This is a genomic window from Streptomyces naganishii JCM 4654, assembly GCF_014650575.1.
GTDB lineage: Bacteria > Actinomycetota > Actinomycetes > Streptomycetales > Streptomycetaceae > Streptomyces > Streptomyces naganishii.
This window is the reverse complement of record NZ_BMVF01000016.1, coordinates 132637-151772: the sequence shown is the minus strand read 5'-3', so window position 1 is coordinate 151772 and position 19136 is coordinate 132637. Positions and strand designations below refer to the sequence as shown.

Annotated in this window: 19 protein-coding genes and 2 tRNA genes; 7 read left to right on the top strand and 14 right to left on the bottom strand. The window is 72.3% G+C overall.

Annotated features, from left to right (window positions below):
* Positions 1-112: 112 nt before the first annotated feature.
* Together IE217_RS26300 and IE217_RS26295 are read left to right on the top strand one after the other, a co-directional pair.
* Entirely contained in the window at positions 113-1339 is a 1227-nt protein-coding gene (locus IE217_RS26300; RefSeq protein WP_189703374.1) for a pyridoxal phosphate-dependent aminotransferase, read from the top strand.
* Positions 1340-1506: 167 nt separating this feature from the next.
* Complete coding sequence (locus IE217_RS26295; protein ID WP_190180435.1) at positions 1507-2538, top strand: adenosine deaminase; 1032 nt, start codon at positions 1507-1509, stop codon at positions 2536-2538.
* Between the two features lie 31 nt (positions 2539-2569).
* Here IE217_RS26295 and IE217_RS26290 read toward each other — a convergent pair whose 3' ends face one another.
* Positions 2570-3169 (bottom strand): TetR/AcrR family transcriptional regulator, encoded by a 600-nt coding sequence (locus IE217_RS26290; protein WP_190180434.1) that lies wholly within the window; start codon positions 3167-3169, stop codon positions 2570-2572.
* Positions 3170-3289: 120 nt separating this feature from the next.
* On the opposite strand from IE217_RS26290, the gene IE217_RS26285 reads away from it, so the two are divergent.
* Positions 3290-3922, top strand: a complete 633-nt coding sequence (locus tag IE217_RS26285) for an NAD(P)-dependent oxidoreductase (protein ID WP_190180433.1) — start codon at positions 3290-3292, stop codon at positions 3920-3922.
* Between the two features lie 66 nt (positions 3923-3988).
* Here the strand turns inward: IE217_RS26285 and IE217_RS26280 are convergent, their stop codons facing one another.
* The 8 genes from IE217_RS26280 to IE217_RS26245 form a co-directional block, all read right to left on the bottom strand.
* The gene (locus tag IE217_RS26280; RefSeq protein ID WP_190180432.1) at positions 3989-5044 is read right to left on the bottom strand and encodes a UDP-N-acetylmuramate dehydrogenase; all 1056 of its coding nucleotides are present in this window, start codon (positions 5042-5044) and stop codon (positions 3989-3991) included.
* A 364-nt stretch (positions 5045-5408) separates the two neighbouring features.
* Positions 5409-6872, bottom strand: a complete 1464-nt coding sequence (locus IE217_RS26275) for an MFS transporter (RefSeq protein ID WP_190180431.1) — start codon at positions 6870-6872, stop codon at positions 5409-5411.
* Between the two features lie 111 nt (positions 6873-6983).
* Positions 6984-7553, bottom strand: coding sequence for a TetR/AcrR family transcriptional regulator (locus IE217_RS26270; RefSeq protein WP_190180430.1), 570 nt, complete (start codon positions 7551-7553; stop codon positions 6984-6986).
* A gap of 132 nt (positions 7554-7685) precedes the next feature.
* Positions 7686-8114 carry a MaoC family dehydratase gene (locus IE217_RS26265; protein ID WP_190180429.1) on the bottom strand — a complete coding sequence of 143 codons (429 nt, stop codon included), beginning with the start codon at positions 8112-8114 and terminating at the stop codon, positions 7686-7688.
* A gap of 7 nt (positions 8115-8121) precedes the next feature.
* Positions 8122-8574 (bottom strand): MaoC family dehydratase N-terminal domain-containing protein, encoded by a 453-nt coding sequence (locus IE217_RS26260; RefSeq protein ID WP_190180428.1) that lies wholly within the window; start codon positions 8572-8574, stop codon positions 8122-8124.
* A gap of 140 nt (positions 8575-8714) precedes the next feature.
* Positions 8715-8879, bottom strand: coding sequence for a 50S ribosomal protein L33 (rpmG, locus tag IE217_RS26255; protein ID WP_003948671.1), 165 nt, complete (start codon positions 8877-8879; stop codon positions 8715-8717).
* An 89-nt stretch (positions 8880-8968) separates the two neighbouring features.
* Positions 8969-9041, bottom strand: a tRNA-Met gene (locus IE217_RS26250).
* A 46-nt stretch (positions 9042-9087) separates the two neighbouring features.
* Positions 9088-9160: transfer RNA gene (locus IE217_RS26245), tRNA-Thr, on the bottom strand.
* Positions 9161-9374: 214 nt separating this feature from the next.
* Between IE217_RS26245 and IE217_RS26240 the strand changes: the two genes are divergently transcribed.
* The 3 genes from IE217_RS26240 (at position 9375) to IE217_RS26230 (ending at position 12398) form a co-directional block, all read left to right on the top strand.
* A complete protein-coding gene (locus IE217_RS26240) occupies positions 9375-10676 on the top strand; it encodes an amidohydrolase family protein (protein ID WP_190180427.1) in 1302 nt (433 codons plus the stop codon).
* A 222-nt stretch (positions 10677-10898) separates the two neighbouring features.
* A complete protein-coding gene (locus tag IE217_RS26235) occupies positions 10899-11555 on the top strand; it encodes an SDR family oxidoreductase (protein ID WP_190180426.1) in 657 nt (218 codons plus the stop codon).
* Between the two features lie 354 nt (positions 11556-11909).
* Positions 11910-12398 (top strand): YajQ family cyclic di-GMP-binding protein, encoded by a 489-nt coding sequence (locus IE217_RS26230; protein ID WP_189703345.1) that lies wholly within the window; start codon positions 11910-11912, stop codon positions 12396-12398.
* A gap of 91 nt (positions 12399-12489) precedes the next feature.
* Here IE217_RS26230 and IE217_RS26225 read toward each other — a convergent pair whose 3' ends face one another.
* Positions 12490-12756 carry a GlsB/YeaQ/YmgE family stress response membrane protein gene (locus tag IE217_RS26225; protein ID WP_190180425.1) on the bottom strand — a complete coding sequence of 89 codons (267 nt, stop codon included), beginning with the start codon at positions 12754-12756 and terminating at the stop codon, positions 12490-12492.
* Positions 12757-12975: 219 nt separating this feature from the next.
* Here IE217_RS26225 and IE217_RS26220 point away from each other — a divergent pair, with 219 nt between their 5' ends.
* The gene (locus IE217_RS26220; RefSeq protein ID WP_190180424.1) at positions 12976-14244 is read left to right on the top strand and encodes an APC family permease; all 1269 of its coding nucleotides are present in this window, start codon (positions 12976-12978) and stop codon (positions 14242-14244) included.
* Positions 14245-14475: 231 nt separating this feature from the next.
* Here the strand turns inward: IE217_RS26220 and IE217_RS26215 are convergent, their stop codons facing one another.
* The 4 genes from IE217_RS26215 to IE217_RS26200 all read right to left on the bottom strand — a co-directional run bounded on the left by IE217_RS26215 (position 14476) and on the right by IE217_RS26200 (position 19133).
* Positions 14476-14868, bottom strand: a complete 393-nt coding sequence (locus IE217_RS26215; protein WP_190180423.1) for a YccF domain-containing protein — start codon at positions 14866-14868, stop codon at positions 14476-14478.
* Complete coding sequence (gene htpX / locus IE217_RS26210) at positions 14865-15728, bottom strand: zinc metalloprotease HtpX (RefSeq protein ID WP_190180422.1); 864 nt, start codon at positions 15726-15728, stop codon at positions 14865-14867. Before htpX ends, IE217_RS26215 begins: the two co-directional genes overlap by 4 nt.
* 310 nt (positions 15729-16038) lie before the next feature.
* Positions 16039-17562: an NADH-quinone oxidoreductase subunit N gene (locus IE217_RS26205; RefSeq protein WP_190180421.1), complete on the bottom strand. Its 1524-nt coding sequence runs from the start codon at positions 17560-17562 to the stop codon at positions 16039-16041.
* Positions 17559-19133: a complex I subunit 4 family protein gene (locus tag IE217_RS26200; RefSeq protein ID WP_190180420.1), complete on the bottom strand. Its 1575-nt coding sequence runs from the start codon at positions 19131-19133 to the stop codon at positions 17559-17561. The genes IE217_RS26205 and IE217_RS26200 overlap by 4 nt, the downstream gene beginning before the upstream one ends.
* Between the last annotated feature and the right edge of the window lie 3 nt (positions 19134-19136).

The following is a 19136-nucleotide window of genomic DNA, read 5'->3' as shown; positions in this document are numbered from 1 at the left end:
GATCGCCTGGCCGGGGCCCGGATCCGGACGGGTGTTCAAGGGTTCGACCGGTCCTGCCCAGTCCGTGAAACCCGCGTGCCCGGGGCGTTCGCGGTCTGAAACGATGGACGGTATGAGCGCTGCAACCCCTCCCACCGAGCGCCGGGTCTCCGCGCGCATCGGCGCGATCTCCGAGTCCGCCACCCTCGCCGTGGACGCCAAGGCCAAGGCCCTCAAGGCCGCCGGGCGTCCGGTGATCGGCTTCGGCGCCGGTGAGCCCGACTTCCCGACCCCGGACTACATCGTCGAGGCCGCGATCGAGGCCTGCAAGAACCCCAAGTTCCACCGGTACACCCCGGCCGGCGGCCTGCCCGAGCTGAAGTCCGCGATCGCCGCGAAGACGCTGCGCGACTCGGGCTGGGAGCCGGACGTCTCCCAGATCCTGGTCACCAACGGCGGCAAGCAGGCGATCTACGAGGCCTTCGCCGCGATCCTCGACCCGGGCGACGAGGTCATCGTGCCGGCGCCGTACTGGACGACGTACCCGGAGTCGATCCGCCTGGCCGGCGGCGTGCCCGTCGAGGTCGTCGCCGACGAGACCACCGGCTACCGGGTCACGGTGGAGCAGCTGGAGGCCGCCCGCACCGAGAAGACCAAGGTCGTCCTCTTCGTCTCGCCGTCCAACCCGACCGGCGCGGTGTACTCCGAGGCCGAGACCGAGGCGATCGGCCGCTGGGCGCTGGAGCACGGCCTGTGGGTCCTCACCGACGAGATCTACGAGCACCTCGTCTACGGCGACGCCGTCTCCGTCTCCCTGCCGGCCCTGCTGCCCGAGCTGCGCGACAAGTGCGTCGTCGTCAACGGCGTCGCCAAGACGTACGCCATGACCGGCTGGCGCGTGGGCTGGGTCATCGGCCCCAAGGACGTGGTCAAGGCCGCGACCAACCTCCAGTCCCACGCCACCTCCAACGTGTCGAACGTCTCGCAGGCCGCCGCCCTCGCCGCCGTCTCCGGCGGCCTGGAGGCCGTGGCGAAGATGCGCGAGGCCTTCGACCGCCGGCGGAAGACCATCGTGCGGATGCTCAACGAGATCGACGGCGTGCTCTGCCCGGAGCCGGAGGGCGCGTTCTACGCCTACCCGTCGGTGAAGGCGCTGATCGGCAAGGAGATCCGCGGAAAGCGGCCGCAGAACACGGTGGAGCTGGCCGCGCTGATCCTGGAGGAGGCCGAGGTCGCGGTCGTCCCCGGCGAGGCCTTCGGCACCCCCGGCTACCTGCGCCTTTCCTACGCGCTCGGCGACGAGGACCTGGTGGAGGGCGTGAGCCGCATCCAGAAGCTGCTGGCCGAGGCGCGGGACTGAGTTCCGCCCCGCCCGGCGAGGGACCGCTTCCGGATGTCCGGGGGCGGTCCCCCCTTCTTTTCTACGGGTCATTTCTCCGGGTCATCTCTACGGGTCATTCGTGCGAGCAAGACTACGAACGGGGAAACCGCTACCGGGACGCGGGGGGCGTGCGGCAGGATCCTGGGATGGAGCGTGTACGTGATGTCTCTGAGCTGCCGAAAGCCCATCTGCACCTGCACTTCACCGGGTCGATGCGGCCCACCACCCTGCTCGAACTGGCCGACAAGTACGGCGTGCGGCTGCCCGAAGCCCTCACCGACGCCCTGACCAGCGGCGAGCCGCCGAGACTCAGGGCCACCGACGAGCGGGGCTGGTTCCGCTTCCAGCGGCTGTACGACGCGGCGCGCTCCTGCCTGCGCGAGGCGGAGGACATCCAGCGGCTGGTGCGCGAGGCGGCCGAGGAGGACCTGAACGACGGCTCCGGCTGGCTGGAGATCCAGGTCGACCCCACCTCGTACGCCCCGCGTCTGGGCGGGCTGATCCCGGCGCTGGAGATCATCCTGGACGCGGTGGAGACGGCGTCGCGCGACACGGGGCTCGGCATGCGGGTCCTGGTGGCCGCCAACCGCATGAAGCACCCGCTGGACGCGCGCACGCTGGCCCGGCTGGCGGTGCGCTACCGCGACCGCGGGGTGGTCGGCTTCGGCCTCTCCAACGACGAACGCCGGGGAATGGCGAGGGACTTCGACCGCGCCTTCGCCATCGCGCGGGAGGGCGGGCTGTTCGCGGCCCCGCACGGCGGCGAGCTGACCGGCCCGGCCTCGGTGCGCGACTGCCTGGACGACCTCGACGCCCACCGGGTGGGCCACGGGGTGCGCGCGGCGGAGGACCCGCGCCTGATGCGGCGCCTGGCCGACCGCCAGGTCACCTGCGAGGTGTGCCCGGCGTCGAACGTGGCGCTGGGCGTCTACGAGAAGCCCGAGGACGTGCCCCTGCGCCGGCTCTTCGAGGCGGGCGTGCCGATGGCCCTGGGCGCCGACGACCCGCTGCTGTTCGGCTCCCGGCTGGCCGCCCAGTACGACATCGCCCGCCGCCACCACGCCTTCACCGACGCCGAACTCGCCGAGCTGGCCCGCCAGTCCATCCGCGCCTCGGCCGCCCCGGAGGACGTACGGCGCAAGCTGCTGTCGGGCGTGGACGACTGGCTGACGGGGTGATCCGGCGCGGCCGGGTGCGGCCGGGTGCCGGTCACCCGCCGGCGATGCCCGCGAGCAGCGTGCGGGCCAGGCGCCCGGCGAAGTCGTCCACGGGCGGGCGCTCGCCGCTCGGCGAGGCGTCGTAGGCGAAGGCCCGCTGGGCGCAGGCGCCGAGCAGCAGCGAGGCGGCGGCGAAGGTGTCGGCGCCGGCGCCGATGCGGCCCAGGGCCTGCTCGGCGCGCAGATAGGCGTCCAGTTCCTCGATGGGCATGTGGGGGCCCGAGCCCATCTCCCGCATCGCCTGGTCGTGCCGGCGCTTGAGCTGGATCTCGGCGTAGAGGGAGGCGGCGATCGGGAAGCTCTGCTCGTAGAACAGGGCGGCCTGGCGGGCGATCTCGGTGAGGTTCTCCTCGGGGGTGCCGTGGCCCGGTTCGGCGGCGAGGCTGCGCAGCAGCGGGGTCAGGCGCGGCAGCCGCTCGTGCAGCACCTGGATGAACAGCTCCTCCTTGCTCGCGAAGTACTTGTAGAGGGCGGCCTCGGAGCAGCCGGCGGCCCGCGCGATCTCCTTGGTGGTGGCGCGGGCCAGTCCGACGGTGAGCATCAGTTCGTGGGCGGCGTCGAGGACGCGGACGCGGGCCGGTTTCTGCTGCATGGGGCCCAAGGATTCCATGGCGGCCTCCCGGGGACTTGACGGGTGGGTGAGTGCTTACTCACTCTAGGGGAGCACAGGGTGAGTAAGCACTCACCCACCATAGGGTCCTGGGAGCCAGAGATGAACCTCACCGTTTTCGGCGCCACCGGCGGCATCGGCCGGCAGATCGTCCGGCAGGCCCTCGCCGCCGGCCACCGGGTCACGGCCGTCGTGCGCGACCCGGCCCGGCTGGGCGTGACCGGCACGGGCCTGGAGGTGTTCCGCGCGGACCTCACCGACGCGGAGGCGCTGCGCCCCGCCGTTTCGGGCCGCGACGCGGTGCTGTCCGGGCTGGGCGCGCGCAGCCGCAAGGACGCCGGGGTGACGGCCCGGCTGACGCGTACGGTCCTTGGCGCGATGGAGGCGGAGGGCGTACGGCGGCTGGTCGTGGTGACGGCCGCCCCGGTCGGCCCGGCGCCGGCGCACGACGGGCTGGTGGACCGCGCGGGACGCGGGCTGATCTCGGCGATCCTGAAGGACGTCTACGCCGATCTGCGCGAGGCGGAGGACGAGCTGGCCCGCAGCGCCACGGACTGGACGGTGGTGCGCCCGCCGCGCCTCCAGGACAAGCCGCTCACCGGCAGCTACCGCACAGTCGTGGGCGGCTTCCCCCAGCGCGGCCGGTTCATCGGGCGGGCCGACGTGGCCCACGCGATGCTGGCGGCGGTCGACGACCCGTCGATGGTGAAGCACGGTGTGGGGGTGGCGTACTGAGGCGCGGGGGCCGCGGACTGCGGGTGGTTGGCGTACTGGGGCACGGGGCCGCGGACTCCGGTTTGGTCAGAGGCTGACGCCCACGGTCACCGGCTCGTTGACCAGGGTGATGCCGAAGGTCTCGCGCACCCCGGCCACGACCTCGCGGGCCAGCGCCAGCAGGTCCTCGGTGGTCGCGCCGCCGCGGTTGGTGAGGGCGAGGGTGTGCTTGGTGGAGATGCGGGCGGGGCCGGTGCCGTAGCCCTTGGTGAAGCCGGCCTTGTCGATCAGCCAGGCCGCTGAGGTCTTGGTGCGGCCCTCCCCCGCCGGGTACGCGGGCGGCTCGGCGTCCTCGCCCAGCCGCTCCCGCACGCGCGCGCGGAAGGCGGCGAAGGCGGAGTCGGTGAGGATCGGGTTGGTGAAGAAGGACCCCGCCGACCAGGTGTCGCGGTCCTCCGGGTCGAGCACCATCCCCTTGCCGGCGCGCAGCTTCAGCACGGTCTCGCGGGCGGCGCCGAGGGGGACCCGGTCGCCCGCCGCCACGCCGAGCGCGCGTGCGGTCTCGGCGTACTTGACCGGCGCGGACAGCCCGTCCGCGTCCTCCAGGCGGAAGCGGACGCGCAGGACGACGTAACGCTCGGGGTGCTCCTTGAAGCGGCTGTGGCGGTAGGAGAAGGAGCACTCCTCGTTGGCGAGGGTGACCGTCTCGCCGGCCTCGCGGTCGTAGGCGACGACTTCGGTGATGGTGGAGGAGACCTCCTGGCCGTACGCCCCCACGTTCTGGATGGGGGTGGCGCCCGCCGAGCCGGGGATGCCGGCCAGGCACTCGATGCCGGCGAGCCCGGCCTCCACGGCGCGGGCGACGGCGTCGGTCCACACCTCGCCGGCGGCCAGCTCCAGCGTCGTACCGCTGAGCGCGAAGCCGCGGGTGGCGATGCGCAGGGCGGTGCCGTCAAAGCCCTTGTCCCCGATGACCAGGTTGGATCCCCCGCCGATGACGAGCAGCGGCGTACCGGCGGCATCGGCCTCACGGACGGCGTCGATCACCTCGGCGTCGGTGGTCGCGGTGACCAGCCGCGCCGCGGGACCGCCCAGCCGGAAGGTGGTCAGCGGAGCAAGGGGCACATCATGAAGTTCCTGCACGCGCCAAGACTACGAGACGGCACCGACAGCCCCGTCGGGCGCACAGGGGGTGAGGGCGCCCACGGTTTCTCCACGACCGCGGGCCGCGGCCGCGGGCCGCTCGCGGCGCCGGGCGCGGCGGCGGTTCCGGACGCGGCGGCAGCTCCGGGTTTCGCGGTGCCTCGGGAGCGGCGGCGGATCCCGCGCGGTCCGGGAGGTCCTGTCCGGCCGCGAACCCTCGCGTGCGACCGCGGTCTGCGCGAGCGCGGCTCCCCGGGGGCGGGCGGTCCCGAGTGTCCGCCGCGGTCGGTGGTGGCCCGGCACGCGCGCGTGCGGCCTCACCCGGATCGGGCGGGGCCGCACGCGCGCGCGTGGACGTCGTCGGTCAGCCGGCGGCCGGTTCCAGTGCCGGTGACGGCTGGTCGGCCGGGGCCCCGGTGCCGGGGGCTCGGCGGCGGGAGGGGATGAACAGGGCCGCGGCTCCGGCGAGGGCCACTACTGCCGCCCCGGTGACCAGAGCGGGCCGCAGGCCGTCCACGAAGGCCCGCGCGGACTCGTAGCCGCCCTGCGCGGAGAAGATCGACGACATGATCGCGACGCCGAGCGCACCGCCCACCTCGCGCAGCGCGTTGTTGGCGCCGGAGGCGATGCCCTGCTCGGCCGGGCGGACGCTGGACATGACCAGGTTGGAGGCCGGGGCGAAGAACAGCGCCATGCCGATGCCGCTGAGGATCAGACCGGGCAGCTGGACGGCGTAGGAGGCGTCGGCCGTGGCCACCCACGCCAGGTGGGCGAGCCCGGCCGCCTGCAAGAACAGCCCGGTGGCGACGACGGGCCGGCCGCCGACGCGGTCGGAGAGGATGCCCGCGACGGGCGCCACGAGCATCGGCATGCCGGTCCACGGCAGCATCCTGAGGCCCGCCTCGGTGGGCGAGTAGCCGAGCACTCCCTGCATGTACTGGCTGAGCAGGAAGATCGAGCCGAACATCCCCAGGAACATCAGCATGCTCGCCGCGTTGATCCCGGAGAAGGCGCGGGAGCGGAACAGCCGCATCGGCAGCATGGGGTTCTTCGCCCGGGTGCTGTAGAGCACGAACCCGGTCAGCAGCGCGGTCCCCGCGAACAGTCCCGTCAGGACGAGCGCGCTGGTCCAGCCGTCGGAGGGCCCGCGCACCAGCCCGTAGACGACGCCGAACAGACCGCCGCTGGCGAGCAGGGTGCCGGGGACGTCCAGCGGGGCGCCGGTGCCGCGGGACTCGTCCAGGCGCAGCCGTGCGAGCGGCAGCAGGGCGAGGCCGAGCGGAACGTTCAGCCAGAAGATCCAGTGCCAGGAGACGTGCTGGGTGAGGCTGCCGCCGATGAGCGGCCCGGAGGCGACGGCGAGCCCGTTGACGGCGCCCCAGATGCCGTACGCCATCCCGCGCTTGGCGGCGGGCACGGCGGCGGTCAGCAGGGTGAGCGTCAGCGGCATCATGACGGCCGCGCCGACGCCCTGCACCGCACGCGCGGCGATCAGGGAGTCGATGCCGGGCGCCATGGCCGCGAGGGCGGAGGCGCCGGTGAACACGGCCAGCCCGGCGAGGAAGAGCCGCCGGCGGCCGAACCGGTCGCCGAGCGCCGCGCCGAACATCAGCAGCACGGCGAAGGTCAGCGTGTAGGCGCTCACGGTCCACTCGAGGTCGCCCAGCGCCCCGCCGAGGTCCTTGCGGATCGAGGGCAGGGCGGTGGTGACGACGAGGTTGTCGAGGGCCGCCATGAATCCGGCGACGCCGGTGATGACGAGGGCCCAGACGGTCCGGCTCCGCTCCGTGGCCGTCCGCTTCCCTGTTCCCGCGGTGTGTTCCGACATCGCTCCCCCATCGGTTGATCACTCTTGGATTAGTTATTGATCACTTACTTTCGCGGCCATGAAAAACCACGAAGAACTTCGCCGCTTCCGCCCCCGCGCCGCGCCCGCGCGCTACTTCTGCAGGCGCCCCTTGATCCGCGCCTCGGGATACAGCCCTTCCCAGACCCGGTGGTCCGGCGGGAAGCCCATCGCCACCAGGGTGTTGATCAGCATGCCGTACGCCAGGAAGGTCGTCGTCTCACCGATGTCGGCCCCCAGGGGCAGGTGGACCGTCTCCCACAGCCGCGTCCAGCCGGCCCGCACGGTCTCGCCGAACTCCCGGTCGCCCTGCTGCTCGGCGGCCGCCACGGCGACGTACATCTGCATCTGCATCAGCAGCCGCTCGGGCCGCTCCGCGATGACCTCCGTGTACGCGTTGGCCATGGCGCGCAGCGCCTCCTCGCCCTCGAGGCCTTCGGAGGCCTCCGCGAAGGTGCGGACCGTGTCCTCCAGGCACCGCTCGGCGACCGCCAGGAAGAGCGCCTTCTTGTTCGGGAAGAGCCGGAAGAGGTACGGCTGCGAGACACCGACCCGCCGGGCGATCGACTCGGTCGACGTGCCGTAGTAGCCGCCCCGCGCGAACTCGGTCGTCGCGGCGCGGATGACGCTCTCGCGCCGCTCCTGCGCGCTCATCCTGACCATGGGAAGTAAGTTAGTGCTCAATCACTAACTTCGTCAAGGCCCCGTAGGGGGCGCCCGCAATGGCGAACGCCCCTTACCGTGTACCGCCCGTGCGCGTGTGCCGCCCGGTGCGCATGTGCCGCGCGTGGGCGGTCAGGCGAGCCGTACGACGGCCCGGGACATGCCCAGCACCTTCTGCCCCGCGCTGGTCGCGGTCAGGTCGACCCGGACCGTGTTGTCGTCGAGCTTGGCGGCGACCTTGCCGCTGACCTCGATCACGGCGCCCTTGTCGTCGTCCGGGACGACGACCGGCTTGGTGAACCGGACGCCGTACTCCACGACGGCACCCGGGTCGCCCGTCCAGTCGGTGACGACCCGGATCGCCTCGGCCATGGTGAACATGCCGTGCGCGATCACGTCCGGCAGCCCGACCTCCTTGGCGAACCTCTCGTTCCAGTGGATCGGGTTGAAGTCACCGGAGGCGCCCGCGTACTGCACGAGGGTGGCGCGGGTCACGGGGAAGGCCCGCGCCGGCAGCTCGGTGCCGACCTCGACGTCGTCGTAGGCGATCTTCGCCGTCATCGCTTCCTCACGCCTCCTCGGCCGCGCGGGCCACCAGCTTGGTCCAGGCGGTCACGACGTGCTCGCCGGCCTCGTCGTGGACCTCGCCGCGGATGTCCAGGATGTCGTTGCCCGCCAGGGACTTGACCGCCTCGATGGTGGAGGTGACGGTCAGCCGGTCACCGGCGCGCACGGGCCGGTTGTAGGCGAACTTCTGGTCGCCGTGCACCACGCGGCTGTAGTCGAGACCGAGCTGCGGGTCCTGCACGACCTGTCCGGCGGCCTTGAAGGTGATCGCGAAGACGAAGGTCGGCGGGGCGATCACGTCGGGGTGGCCGAGCGCCTTGGCGGCCTCGGGGTCCGTGTACGCCGGGTTGGCGTCCCCCACCGCCTCCGCGAACTCGCGGATCTTCTCCCGCCCGACCTCGTAGGGGGCGGTGGGCGGGTAGGAACGCCCCACGAAGGACTGGTCGAGCGCCATGGCTCGGCACCTCCTGGTGTCACTCTCGATCGGGACTGCGGTTGCTGCTGCCGCGACTCTTCCCGCCGCGGCGGGAGGCACGGCGAAAACACCATGAGGCCGCCCCCTCGGGAGGGGACGGCCTCATGTATGAGCCTGATTTATCGCGTTTCGCGGTGCGCGGTGTGCGCGTTGCAACGCGGGCAGTGCTTCTTCATCTCAAGACGGTCCGGGTTGTTACGCCGGTTCTTCTTGGTGATGTAGTTCCGCTCCTTGCACTCCACGCAGGCCAGCGTGATCTTCGGGCGGACGTCGGTGGCAGCCACGTGAGTGCTCCTTGACGAACGGGTGGGCTAATTCAACGCAAGAAAGAGTAGCCGATCGAAGGACCGACCCCGCAATCGGCTACTGACAGTAGCGGTGACCGGACTTGAACCGGTGACACAGCGATTATGAGCCGCTTGCTCTACCGACTGAGCTACACCGCTGCGATGCGATCGGACCCCGCCTCGCGGCGGGAACCTCTCACACCAGAGCCCCAAAACGGAATCGAACCGTTGACCTTCTCCTTACCATGGAGACGCTCTGCCGACTGAGCTATTGGGGCGAGCGATGAAGACATTACACGCTCCGCCGCCGTTCGCCCAAATCCGTTTCGCGGCGCCCGTCCGGCCCGGTCCGCGCCGCGGCCACGCCGGTACGACTATTGCGCTCCTCCCCCTTCCCGGCGGGCCGCCACCCTAGGCTCGACTCACTCTGCGTGATCTTGCGTGCCCTGCTCTCGACCCCTGCCCTCCGTTCCCTGTCGTGCCTGGAGTGCGATGCCCCCCGGTAAGCCGCAGCCGCCCCACTCGTCCTCCTCGCCGGGTCCCTCCGGGCAGCCGGACCCGGACGGGCTGCTGCTGTGCGGGGCCCTGCTGACCGACGGGCGGACCGTGGACGTACGCCTGTCCGGCGGGCGCATCGAGGCGGTCGGCACGGCAGGCAGCCTGGGCGGGGGCGGCGGCCACGGCGTCGGCGGCGGCCGGGCCGCGGGCGGCTCCCACGAGGGCGGGGCGCGGGTGGACCTCACCGGCTACCTGCTCCTGCCGGCCCCGGCCGAACCGCACGCCCACCCCGACACCGCCCTGACCGCGGACGGCGACGGCCCCGCCTCCGAGGACCCGGACGACGTTCAGCGCCGCGCGACCGAGGCCACCCTGCTCCAGCTCGGCCACGGCGCCACCGCCGTACGCGCGCACGTGCGCGTGGGCGACGTCCAGGGGCTCGGCGCCCTGAGGGCAGTGCTGCGGGCCCGGCGGTCGCTGCGCGGGCTCGCCGAGATGACGACGGTCGCGGTCCCGCGCGTGCTGACCGGGGCCGCGGGCGCGGACGGGCTGGCCATGCTGCGGGACGCGCTGAAGATGGGCGCCTGCGTGGTGGGCGGCTGCCCGGACGTCGACCCGGACCCCACCGGCTACGTGGAGGCGGTGCTGGAGGTCGCCTCCGAGCACGGCTGCCCCGTGGACCTGCACACCGACGCCGGGGATCCGGCCCGTCTGGCGCGCGTCGCGGCGATGGCGGGCGGCCTGCGGCCCGGCGTCACGCTGGGCCCGTGCGGCGGTCTGTCCCGGCTGCCCTCCGAGGCGGCCTCGCGCGCGGCCGACCAACTGGCCGCCGCCGGCGTGACGGTGGTGTGCCTGCCACAGGGCGGCTGCCAGGGCGCCGAGGGGCGCGGGACGGCTCCGGTACGGCTGCTGCGCGCGGCCGGGGTGCGGGTGGCCGCGGGCAGCGGCGCCCTGCGGGACGCGGCGAACCCGGTGGGGCGCGGCGACCCGCTGGAGGCGGCGTACCTGCTGGCCTCGCGGTACGGGATGCGTCCCGAGGACGCCTACGAGGCGGTGAGCGCGTCGGCCCGCGCGGCGCTCGGACTGCCCGAGGTGCGGGTGGAGGCGGGCTTCCCGGCCGAACTGCTCGCGGTGCGCGGCGACCGGCTCGCGGGGGCGCTGTCGCTGGCGTACAGCCGCATCGTGGTGCACCGGGGGCGCGTGGTGGCACGGACCAGCGCGGTACGGGAGTTCTGCGACTCGGCGGCGACGGTCGAGCTGGGGCTGCCTCGGCAGGGGCGCGGCGAGTTGTCGTAGCCGAGCCGTGGATGTGGACGTAGACGTGGCCGTGGCCGTGGCCGTGGCCGGCCGTGGCCTCGGCTGCTTGTCGCGGGCCGACGGTGGGCGGCGGGCGATGGGTGGCGGGTGAAGGGTTTGGCGGATGATGGGTTTGGCGGGTGATGGGCGGCGGGGCGTGGCGCGCACGGGACTTGGCCGAGCCGTGCGGCGGGCGCGGCCGTGTGGGCGTACGGTCAAGACATGCGCATTGTCATCGCTGGAGGTCACGGACAGATCGCGCTGCGGCTGGAGCGGCTGCTCGCCGGGCGCGGGGACGAGGTGGCGGGCATCGTCCGGCGCGCGGAACAGAGCGACGACCTGAGGGCGGCCGGCGCCGAACCGATCGTGCTGGACCTGGAGTCCGCCTCGGTCGAGGAGGTCGCGGAGCGGCTGCGGGGCGCGGACGCGGCCGTGTTCGCGGCGGGCGCGGGCCCGGGCAGCGGGGCAGGCCGGAAGGACACGGTCGACAAGGGTGCGGCGGTCCTGTTCGCGGACGCGGCGGTCCGCGCGGGCGTACGGCGTCACGTGGTCGTGTCGTCGATGGGCGCGGACGCGAGCCACAAGGGGGACGAGGTCTTCGACGTGTACTTGCGGGCCAAGGGCGAGGCGGACGACCATGTGCGCCGCCAGGAGGCACTGGACTGGACGATCCTGCGTCCCGGCGCCCTCACGGACGACGCGGGCACCGGCCTGGTCCGCCTGGAGGCCCACACCGGCCGGGGCACCGTCCCCCGCGACGACGTGGCCGCCGTCCTGGCCGAACTGGTCGACACCTCGGCCACCGCCGGCCTCACCCTGGAACTGGTCAGCGGTTCCACCCCGGTCTCGGTAGCGGTGAAGTCGGTCGCCGGCAACTGACGCCCCCACCGGGCAGGGCGGTGCGCCGCGCCCACCGCGGCCACCGCATACGAGAAGACCCCCTCCGCTTGCGTTTCCGCAAACCGGAGAGGGTCTTCCTCAATGTGGCGGCGCCAGGATTCGAACCTGGGAAGGCTGAGCCACACCGCCGGGGGTTGATGCCGTTCGAACCGCCTTGCGGCGGTGCTGCCTGGCAACGACGTAAACAATACCCGATACGGAGGGGTGCTTCGCCACCCGATTGATCGGCACCCAGGGGTCGGGGGATGGCTAGGCTTGGGCGGATGCGGCCGGGGCCCGAAGACCGGGCGCGGCGGACTCACCCGATACACCCGATACAAGGAGCCACAGGACATGGCCGACTCCAGTTTCGACATCGTCTCGAAGGTCGAGCGGCAGGAGGTCGACAACGCCCTCAACCAGGCCGCCAAGGAGATCTCGCAGCGCTACGACTTCAAGGGCGTCGGCGCCTCGATCTCGTGGTCCGGTGACAAGATCCTCATGGAGGCGAACTCCGAGGACCGGGTGAACGCCGTCCTCGACGTCTTCCAGTCCAAGCTGATCAAGCGCGGCATCTCGCTGAAGGCTCTGGACGCCGGCGAACCCCAGCTCTCCGGCAAGGAGTACAAGCTCTTCGCCACGATCCAGGAGGGCATCTCCCAGGAGAACGCCAAGAAGGTCGCCAAGCTCATCCGCGACGAGGGCCCGAAGGGCGTGAAGGCCCAGGTCCAGGGCGACGAACTGCGCGTCAGCTCCAAGAGCCGCGACGACCTGCAGACCGTCATCGCCCTGCTGAAGGGCCAGGACTTCGACTTCGCGCTGCAGTTCGTGAACTACCGGTAGGAACCCGACAGGGATCCGGTAGGGATGACGAAGGGTGTGCCCGGCCCCGCCGGGCACACCCGTCCACGGATACCGGGCCGCCGGCGGGCGCTCAGTCGCGCGAGTTGCCGAAGATGAGGCGGTAGGCGATCAGCAGCACCAGGGAGCCGCCGATCGCCGCCACCCAGGTCGCGCCGTCGTAGAAGTGCTTGGAGATCGGGTGGTGCAGCCAGCGGGCCGAGATCCAGCCGCCGATGAACGCGCCCGCGATGCCGATGATGGTCGTGCCGATGAAGCCGCCCGGGTCACGGCCCGGAAGCAGGAACTTCGCGATGGCCCCGGCGAACAGTCCCAGAAGGATCCAGCTGATGATGCCCATGCCCTGAACCTGCCCTTCCACGCTGTGCCTGCACTGTCCCGGTGCGGTGATCCCGGTTTGGTTCGCCGTGATCCCGGTTCCGGACAGGCTGTACCCGCAGGCCGTGCGTCGTTCTCGTAGTGCCGGTGATCTTTCCGCCACCCGCGTGTTCGTGCCGTGTTGCCCAGGAGGACGTCACGGCGGCACCCCACGGTTGCACTGGTCAGTAGTGTGCGGGCCATGACACGCCCCGATTCCCTGCCCTCTTCCGTTCCCGGCCCCCAACTGCGGCGCGCGCTCGGGGTCGGGGACGCGGTCGTCGTCGGGCTCGGTTCGATGGTCGGGGCGGGCATCTTCGCCGCCCTGGGACCGGCGGCGCGCGCGGCCGGCCCGGGACTGCTGCTCGGGCTCGCGGTCGCCGCCGTGGTCGCCTACTGCAATGCCACCTCCTCCGCTCGGCTTGCCGCCCGGTACCCGGCTTCGGGCGGCACCTATGTGTACGGGCGCGAGCGCCTCGGCGAGTTCTGGGGTTATCTGGCGGGCTGGGCGTTCGTGGTCGGGAAGACGGCCTCCTGTGCGGCGATGGCGCTCACCGTGGGCGCGTACGTCTGGCCGGGGCAGGCGCACGCGGTGGCGGTGGCGGCCGTGGTGGCGCTGACGGCGGTGAACTACGGCGGCATCCAGAAGTCCGCGTGGCTCACGCGGGTGATCGTGGCGGTCGTCCTGGCGGTCCTCGCTTCCGTGGTCGTCGTGTGTCTGGGCTCGGGCGCCTCCGCTGCCGGGCGGCTCGCCGTGGACGGTTCGGCGGGCGCCGGCGGCGTGCTGCAGGCGGCCGGTCTGCTCTTCTTCGCGTTCGCCGGGTACGCGCGGATCGCGACCCTCGGCGAGGAGGTCCGGGATCCCGCCCGCACCATCCCCCGCGCGATCCCGCTCGCCCTGGGCATCGCGCTGGTGGTGTACGCGGGTGTGGCGGTTGCCGTGCTGTCCGTACTGGGGGCGCGCGGGCTCGGGGCGGCGGCGGCACCGCTGGCCGACGCCGTACGGGCGGCCGGGGTGCCCGCGCTGGTGCCGGTGGTGCGGGCCGGTGCCGCCGTGGCCGCGCTGGGCTCGCTGCTGGCCCTGATCCTGGGTGTCTCGCGCACCACGCTGGCCATGGCCCGGGACCGTCACCTGCCCGGGGCGCTGGCCGTGGTGCATCCCCGCTTCCAGGTGCCGCACCGGGCCGAACTGGCCGTGGGCGCGGTGGTCGCCGTCCTGGCCGCCACGGTGGATGTCCGGGGCGCGATCGGTTTCTCCTCCTTCGGTGTGCTGGCGTACTACGCGGTGGCGAACGCCTCCGCGTGGACGCTCGATCCGGCCCCGTGGCGGCGTGCGGCGCCGGCGGTGGGGCTCCTCGGGTGTGTGACGCTGGCGTTCGCCCTGCCGTGGGTCTCCGTGGCCGTGGGCACGGGAGTGCTCGCGGTGGGCGTGGGCGCTTACGGCGTACGGCGGTGGGCGGCGGCGCCGTAGCCGCTCAGGCGTGTATGAGAAGGGTGGGGGTGGAGCGGGAAGTCCCGCTTCGCGGCGGGGCGTTGCTGGCCGTGGCCGACGGTTCGGCCCTCCCCGGTGTCGGCGTCTGCTCGTGCTCGGTCATGGATTCATCATGCGGGCAGCGGCGGAAATCCGTGCGGGCCTGTGGACAACCCGCGGGCTGTGGAAAAAACCGCCTGTGGAAAATCCTCTCCGCCCGGCGGCCGCGGCTCAGCGCGCCGCGAACGGCTCGTCCGTGCGCACGATTTCGCGTCCGAGCGGGAGCAGCGAGACCGGGATCAGCTTGAAGTTGGCGATGCCGAACGGGATGCCGATGATCGTGACGCACAGCGCGATGCCCGTGACGATGTGGGTCAGCGCCAGCCACCAGCCCGCCAGGACCAGCCACAGGACGTTGCCGACGCAGGAGGGGGCGCCCGCGTCACGCCGCTCGATCGTGGTGTACCCGAAGGGCCACAGGGCGTAGACGCCGATGCGGAACGCGGCGATCCCGAACGGGATGCCGATCACGGTGATGCACAGGAGCACCCCGGCGAGGAGATAGCCGAGGAAGAGCCAGAAGCCGCTGAGGACCAGCCAGATGACGTTCAGAATTGTCTTCATCGGTGGTGACCTGCCATCTGCTCGAGGCGGGCGATGCGCTCCGCCATGGGCGGGTGGGTGGAGAACATCTTCGCCAGGCCCTGGCCCGGGCGGAACGGGTTCGCGATCATCATGTGGCTCGCGGTCTCGATGCGCGGCTCGGGGGGCAGCGGGAGTTGCTGGGTGCCCGCCTCGAGCTTGCGCAGGGCGCTGGCGAGGGCGAGCGGGTCACCGGTGATCTGGGCGCCGGAGGCGTCGGCCTCGTACTCCCTGGAGCGGCTGATGGCCAGTTGGATGAGGCTGGCCGCGAGCGGTCCGAGGATCATGATCAGCAGCATGCCGAGCACGCCGGGGCCGTCGTCGTCGTCCGAGCGGCCCACGGGGATCAGCCAGGCGAAGTTGACCAGGAACATGATCACCGAGGCGAGGGCGCCGGCGACGGAGGAGATGAGGATGTCGCGGTTGTAGACGTGGCTGAGCTCGTGGCCGATGACGCCGCGCAGCTCACGCTCGTCCAGGATGCGCAGGATGCCTTCCGTGCAGCACACGGCGGCGTTGCGGGGGTTGCGGCCGGTCGCGAAGGCGTTCGGCGCCTCCGTCGGGGAGATGTAGAGGCGGGGCATGGGCTGCCGGGCCTGGTTGGAGAGCTCGCGGACCATGCGGTACAGGCCGGGCGCCTCGAACTCGCTGACCGGGCGGGCGCGCATCGCGCGCAGGGCCAGCTTGTCGCTGTTCCAGTACGCGTAGGCGTTGGTGCCGAGGGCGATGAGGACCGCGACGATCAGGCCGGTGCGGCCGAAGAAGCTGCCGATGACGATGATGAGTGCGGACAGTCCCCCGAGGAGTACTGCGGTCCTGAGCCCGTTGTGCCGGCGGTGCACGGTACGCCCTCCAAGTGGTGCGGCAGGGGAACCCTTCGCTTGCTGCTGTTCGGTGCCACTGGTGCCGTGACGTGTCGTGGCGTCACGTCCAGTGGACCCTTCCGTACTGGTCAACGCCAGGCGAGAGCCCCTGGTTCCCTGGTGCGTGCGACGGCGCGCGGGCCGTCCGGGTGAGCGGGGCACCGGGTGGCACGCGCGCGTGGGGATCGGGTGCCCCGCGCGCGCGTGATGACGCCCGGGGGCTCCGGTGACCCGCGCGTGTAGTGGCGCCCCGGGCTCCGATGACCCGCGCGTGTGGTGGCGTCCGGGGTCAGAACAGTCCGGTGCTCGTGAAGCGGAGCACCAGCTGGGGGGCGCCGGACAGGGCGATGCCGAGGATGGCCGTCAGGGTGATGGCGGCCGTGAGGGGGGCCGGGACGCGGTGCCGGGCGGCCTCGCCCTCGGGGGCGCGGAACAGCAGGGCCGTCCACTGGAGGTAGTAGAACAGCGCGATGACGACGTTGACGGCCATGACGACGGCGAGCCAGCCGAGTCCGGCGTCCACGGCCGCGGAGAAGACGGTGACCTTGGCGAAGAGCCCGATGACGCCCGGGGGCAGCCCGGCCAGGCACAGCAGGAAGAAGGCCATGAGGAGCGCGGTCAGGGGGTTCGTCGCGTACAGGCCCCGGTAGTCGGCGACGCGGTTGTGGCTCCTGGTGCGGCCCACGAGCGCGGCCACGGCGAAGGCTCCGAGGTTCACGGCGGCGTACATGAGGGCGTACGCGACCGTGGAGCCGATCGTCTTCTGGGCGTCCTTGGTGTAGCCGGCGGCGGCGATCGGCACCAGCAGGTAGCCGGCCTGGCCGACGGAGGACCAGGCGAGGAGCCGTACCGCGCTGTACGCGCGCGTGGCCTGCTGGCGCAGGGCGCCGACGTTGCCGACGGTCATGGTGAGCGCGGCGAGCACGGCGAGCGCCGGTCCCCACAGGTCGCCGTAGGAGGGGAAGCCCACGACGGTGACGAGGATGAGACCGGTGAAGCCGACCGCCTTGCCGACGACCGACAGGTAGGCGGCGATGGGCAGGGGCGCGCCCACGTAGGTGTCGGGCACCCAGAAGTGGAAGGGGACGGCGGCCGTCTTGAAGGCGAAGCCGACCAGTGTGAGGACGACGCCGGCCTGGGCGAGGGTGTGCAGTTGCCCGTCGACGTGCTGGATGCGGTCGGCGACCTGGGTGAGGTAGAGGGTGCCGGTGGAGGCGTAGACGAAGCTGATGCCCAGCAGGCTGACGGCGGTGGCGGTGACCGACGACAGGAAGAACTTCAGGGCCGCGTCGGAGGACCTGCGGTCGCCGTGCCGGAGGCCGACGAGGGCGAACGCGGGCAGGGAGGCCACTTCGAGGGCGACGATCAGGGTGGCCAGGTCGCGGGAGGCGGGCAGCAGCGCGGCGCCGGCGGCGGAGGAGAGCAGCAGGAACCAGTACTCGCCTTCGGGGAGTCCTCCGCGCGCGTCCTTCAGGGCGGTGACCGACAGCAGGGCCGCCAGGAGGGCGCCGCCGAGGACCAGGAGCTGGATGACGAGGGTGAACCGGTCGGCGCTGTAGCTGCACACGCCGGGGTGGCCGGTCAGGCAGAAGGTGTCGCGGTCGCCGTCGAGGAGGGGCAGGAGAAGCAGCGCGGAGGCGGCGAGGCCGGCGACGGAGGTCCAGCCGAGGAGGGCTTTGCGCGCGGCGGGCAGGAAGAGGTCGGCGACGAGGACGACGAGCGCGACCACCGCGGTGAGGGTGGGCGGCGCGATCGCGAGCCAGTCGACGGACTGGACCGCCGACTCGGCCAGGGGCAAGGCGAGGGCGCTCATCGGGTGCCTCCTGCGAGGAGCTGCTGCACGGCCGGGTCGGTGAGCCCGAGCAGGGCCTTGGGCCAGAGGCCCGCGAGGACGGTGAGGACGACGAGCGGGGTCCAGGCCGCGAACTCGAAGGTGCGGACGTCGGCGAGTTTCGGCGCGTCCTGCGGCAGCGCGCCCATGCAGACGCGGCGGACCACGGCGAGCATGTAGGCGGCGGTGAGCAGGGTGCCGAAGACGCCGATCGCCATGAAGGTGAGGAAGGCGGGGCGGCTGAGGCCGGCGCCGGGTTCGAAGGCGCCGAACAGGGCGAGCATCTCGCCCCAGAAGCCGGCCAGCCCGGGCAGCCCGAGCGAGGCGACGGCGCCGAAGGCGAGCAGGCCGCCGAGGTGCGGGGCCTTGCCGTACAGCGCGGCGCCGGTCTCCTCGGCCAGGGCGTCGAGGTCGGTGGTGCCGGTGCGGTCCTTGAGCGCCCCCACGAGGAAGAAGAGCAGGCCGGTGATGAGGCCGTGGGCGATGTTGGCGAACAGCGCGCCGTTCACGCCGGTCGGGGTCATGGTGGCGATGCCGAGCAGGACGAAGCCCATGTGGCCGACGGAGGAGTAGGCGATGAGCCGCTTCAGATCGCCCTTGGCGCCGCGTTTGGCGAGGGCCAGGCAGGCCAGTGACCCGTAGATGATCCCGACCACGGCGAAGGCGGCGAGGTAGGGCGCGAAGGTGTGGAAGCCGTGGGGCGCGATCGGCAGGAGAATGCGGACGAACCCGTACGTACCCATCTTCAGCAGGACGCCGGCCAGCAGGACCGAGCCGACGGTCGGAGCGGCGGTGTGCCCGTCGGGCAGCCAGCTGTGCAGCGGCCACATCGGCGTCTTCACCGCGAGCCCGATCCCGATCGCCAGAACGGCGATGACCTGCACGGATGCTGTGAGCGACCGGCCGTTGTCAGTGGCGAGTGCAACCATGTCGAACGTGCCCGCCTTGATTCCGATCAGGAGCAGGCCGAGCAGCATGACGACCGAGCCGAGCAGGGTGTAGAGGATGAACCGCCAGGCCGCGGCCCGGCGGCCCTCGCCGCCCCAGCGGGCGATGAGGAAGTACATCGGGACGAGCACCGTCTCGAAGGCGAGGAAGAACAGCAGCAGGTCGAGTACGGCGAAGGTCGCGAGGGTGCCGGACTCGAGCAGGAGCAGCAGCGCGACGAAGGCCTTCGGGGTGGGTCCCGCGGGCGGCTTGAAGTAGGAGTACAGCGCGCAGAGGAAGGTCAGCAGCGCGGTCAGGACGACGAGGGGGAGGGAGATGCCGTCGATGCCGAGGTGGATGCGCACGTGGAGTGCGGGGATCCAGCTGATGTCGGTCGTGGCCTGCATCTTCGACGGGTGGTCGTGGTCGAAGCCGAGCGCGAGGACGATCGCGGCGATGAGCACGGCGCCGGTGACGGTCACGCCGTGCCGCAGCACCGCCTGCGCGGGTGACTTGCCCTTCAGTCCGGGCGGGGCCGGCAGGAGGGCGGCGAGCGCTCCGAGGAGCGGGCCGGCGACGACGAATGCCAGAAGGAACTGCATCACGGACTCGCTGATATCGATCACGCC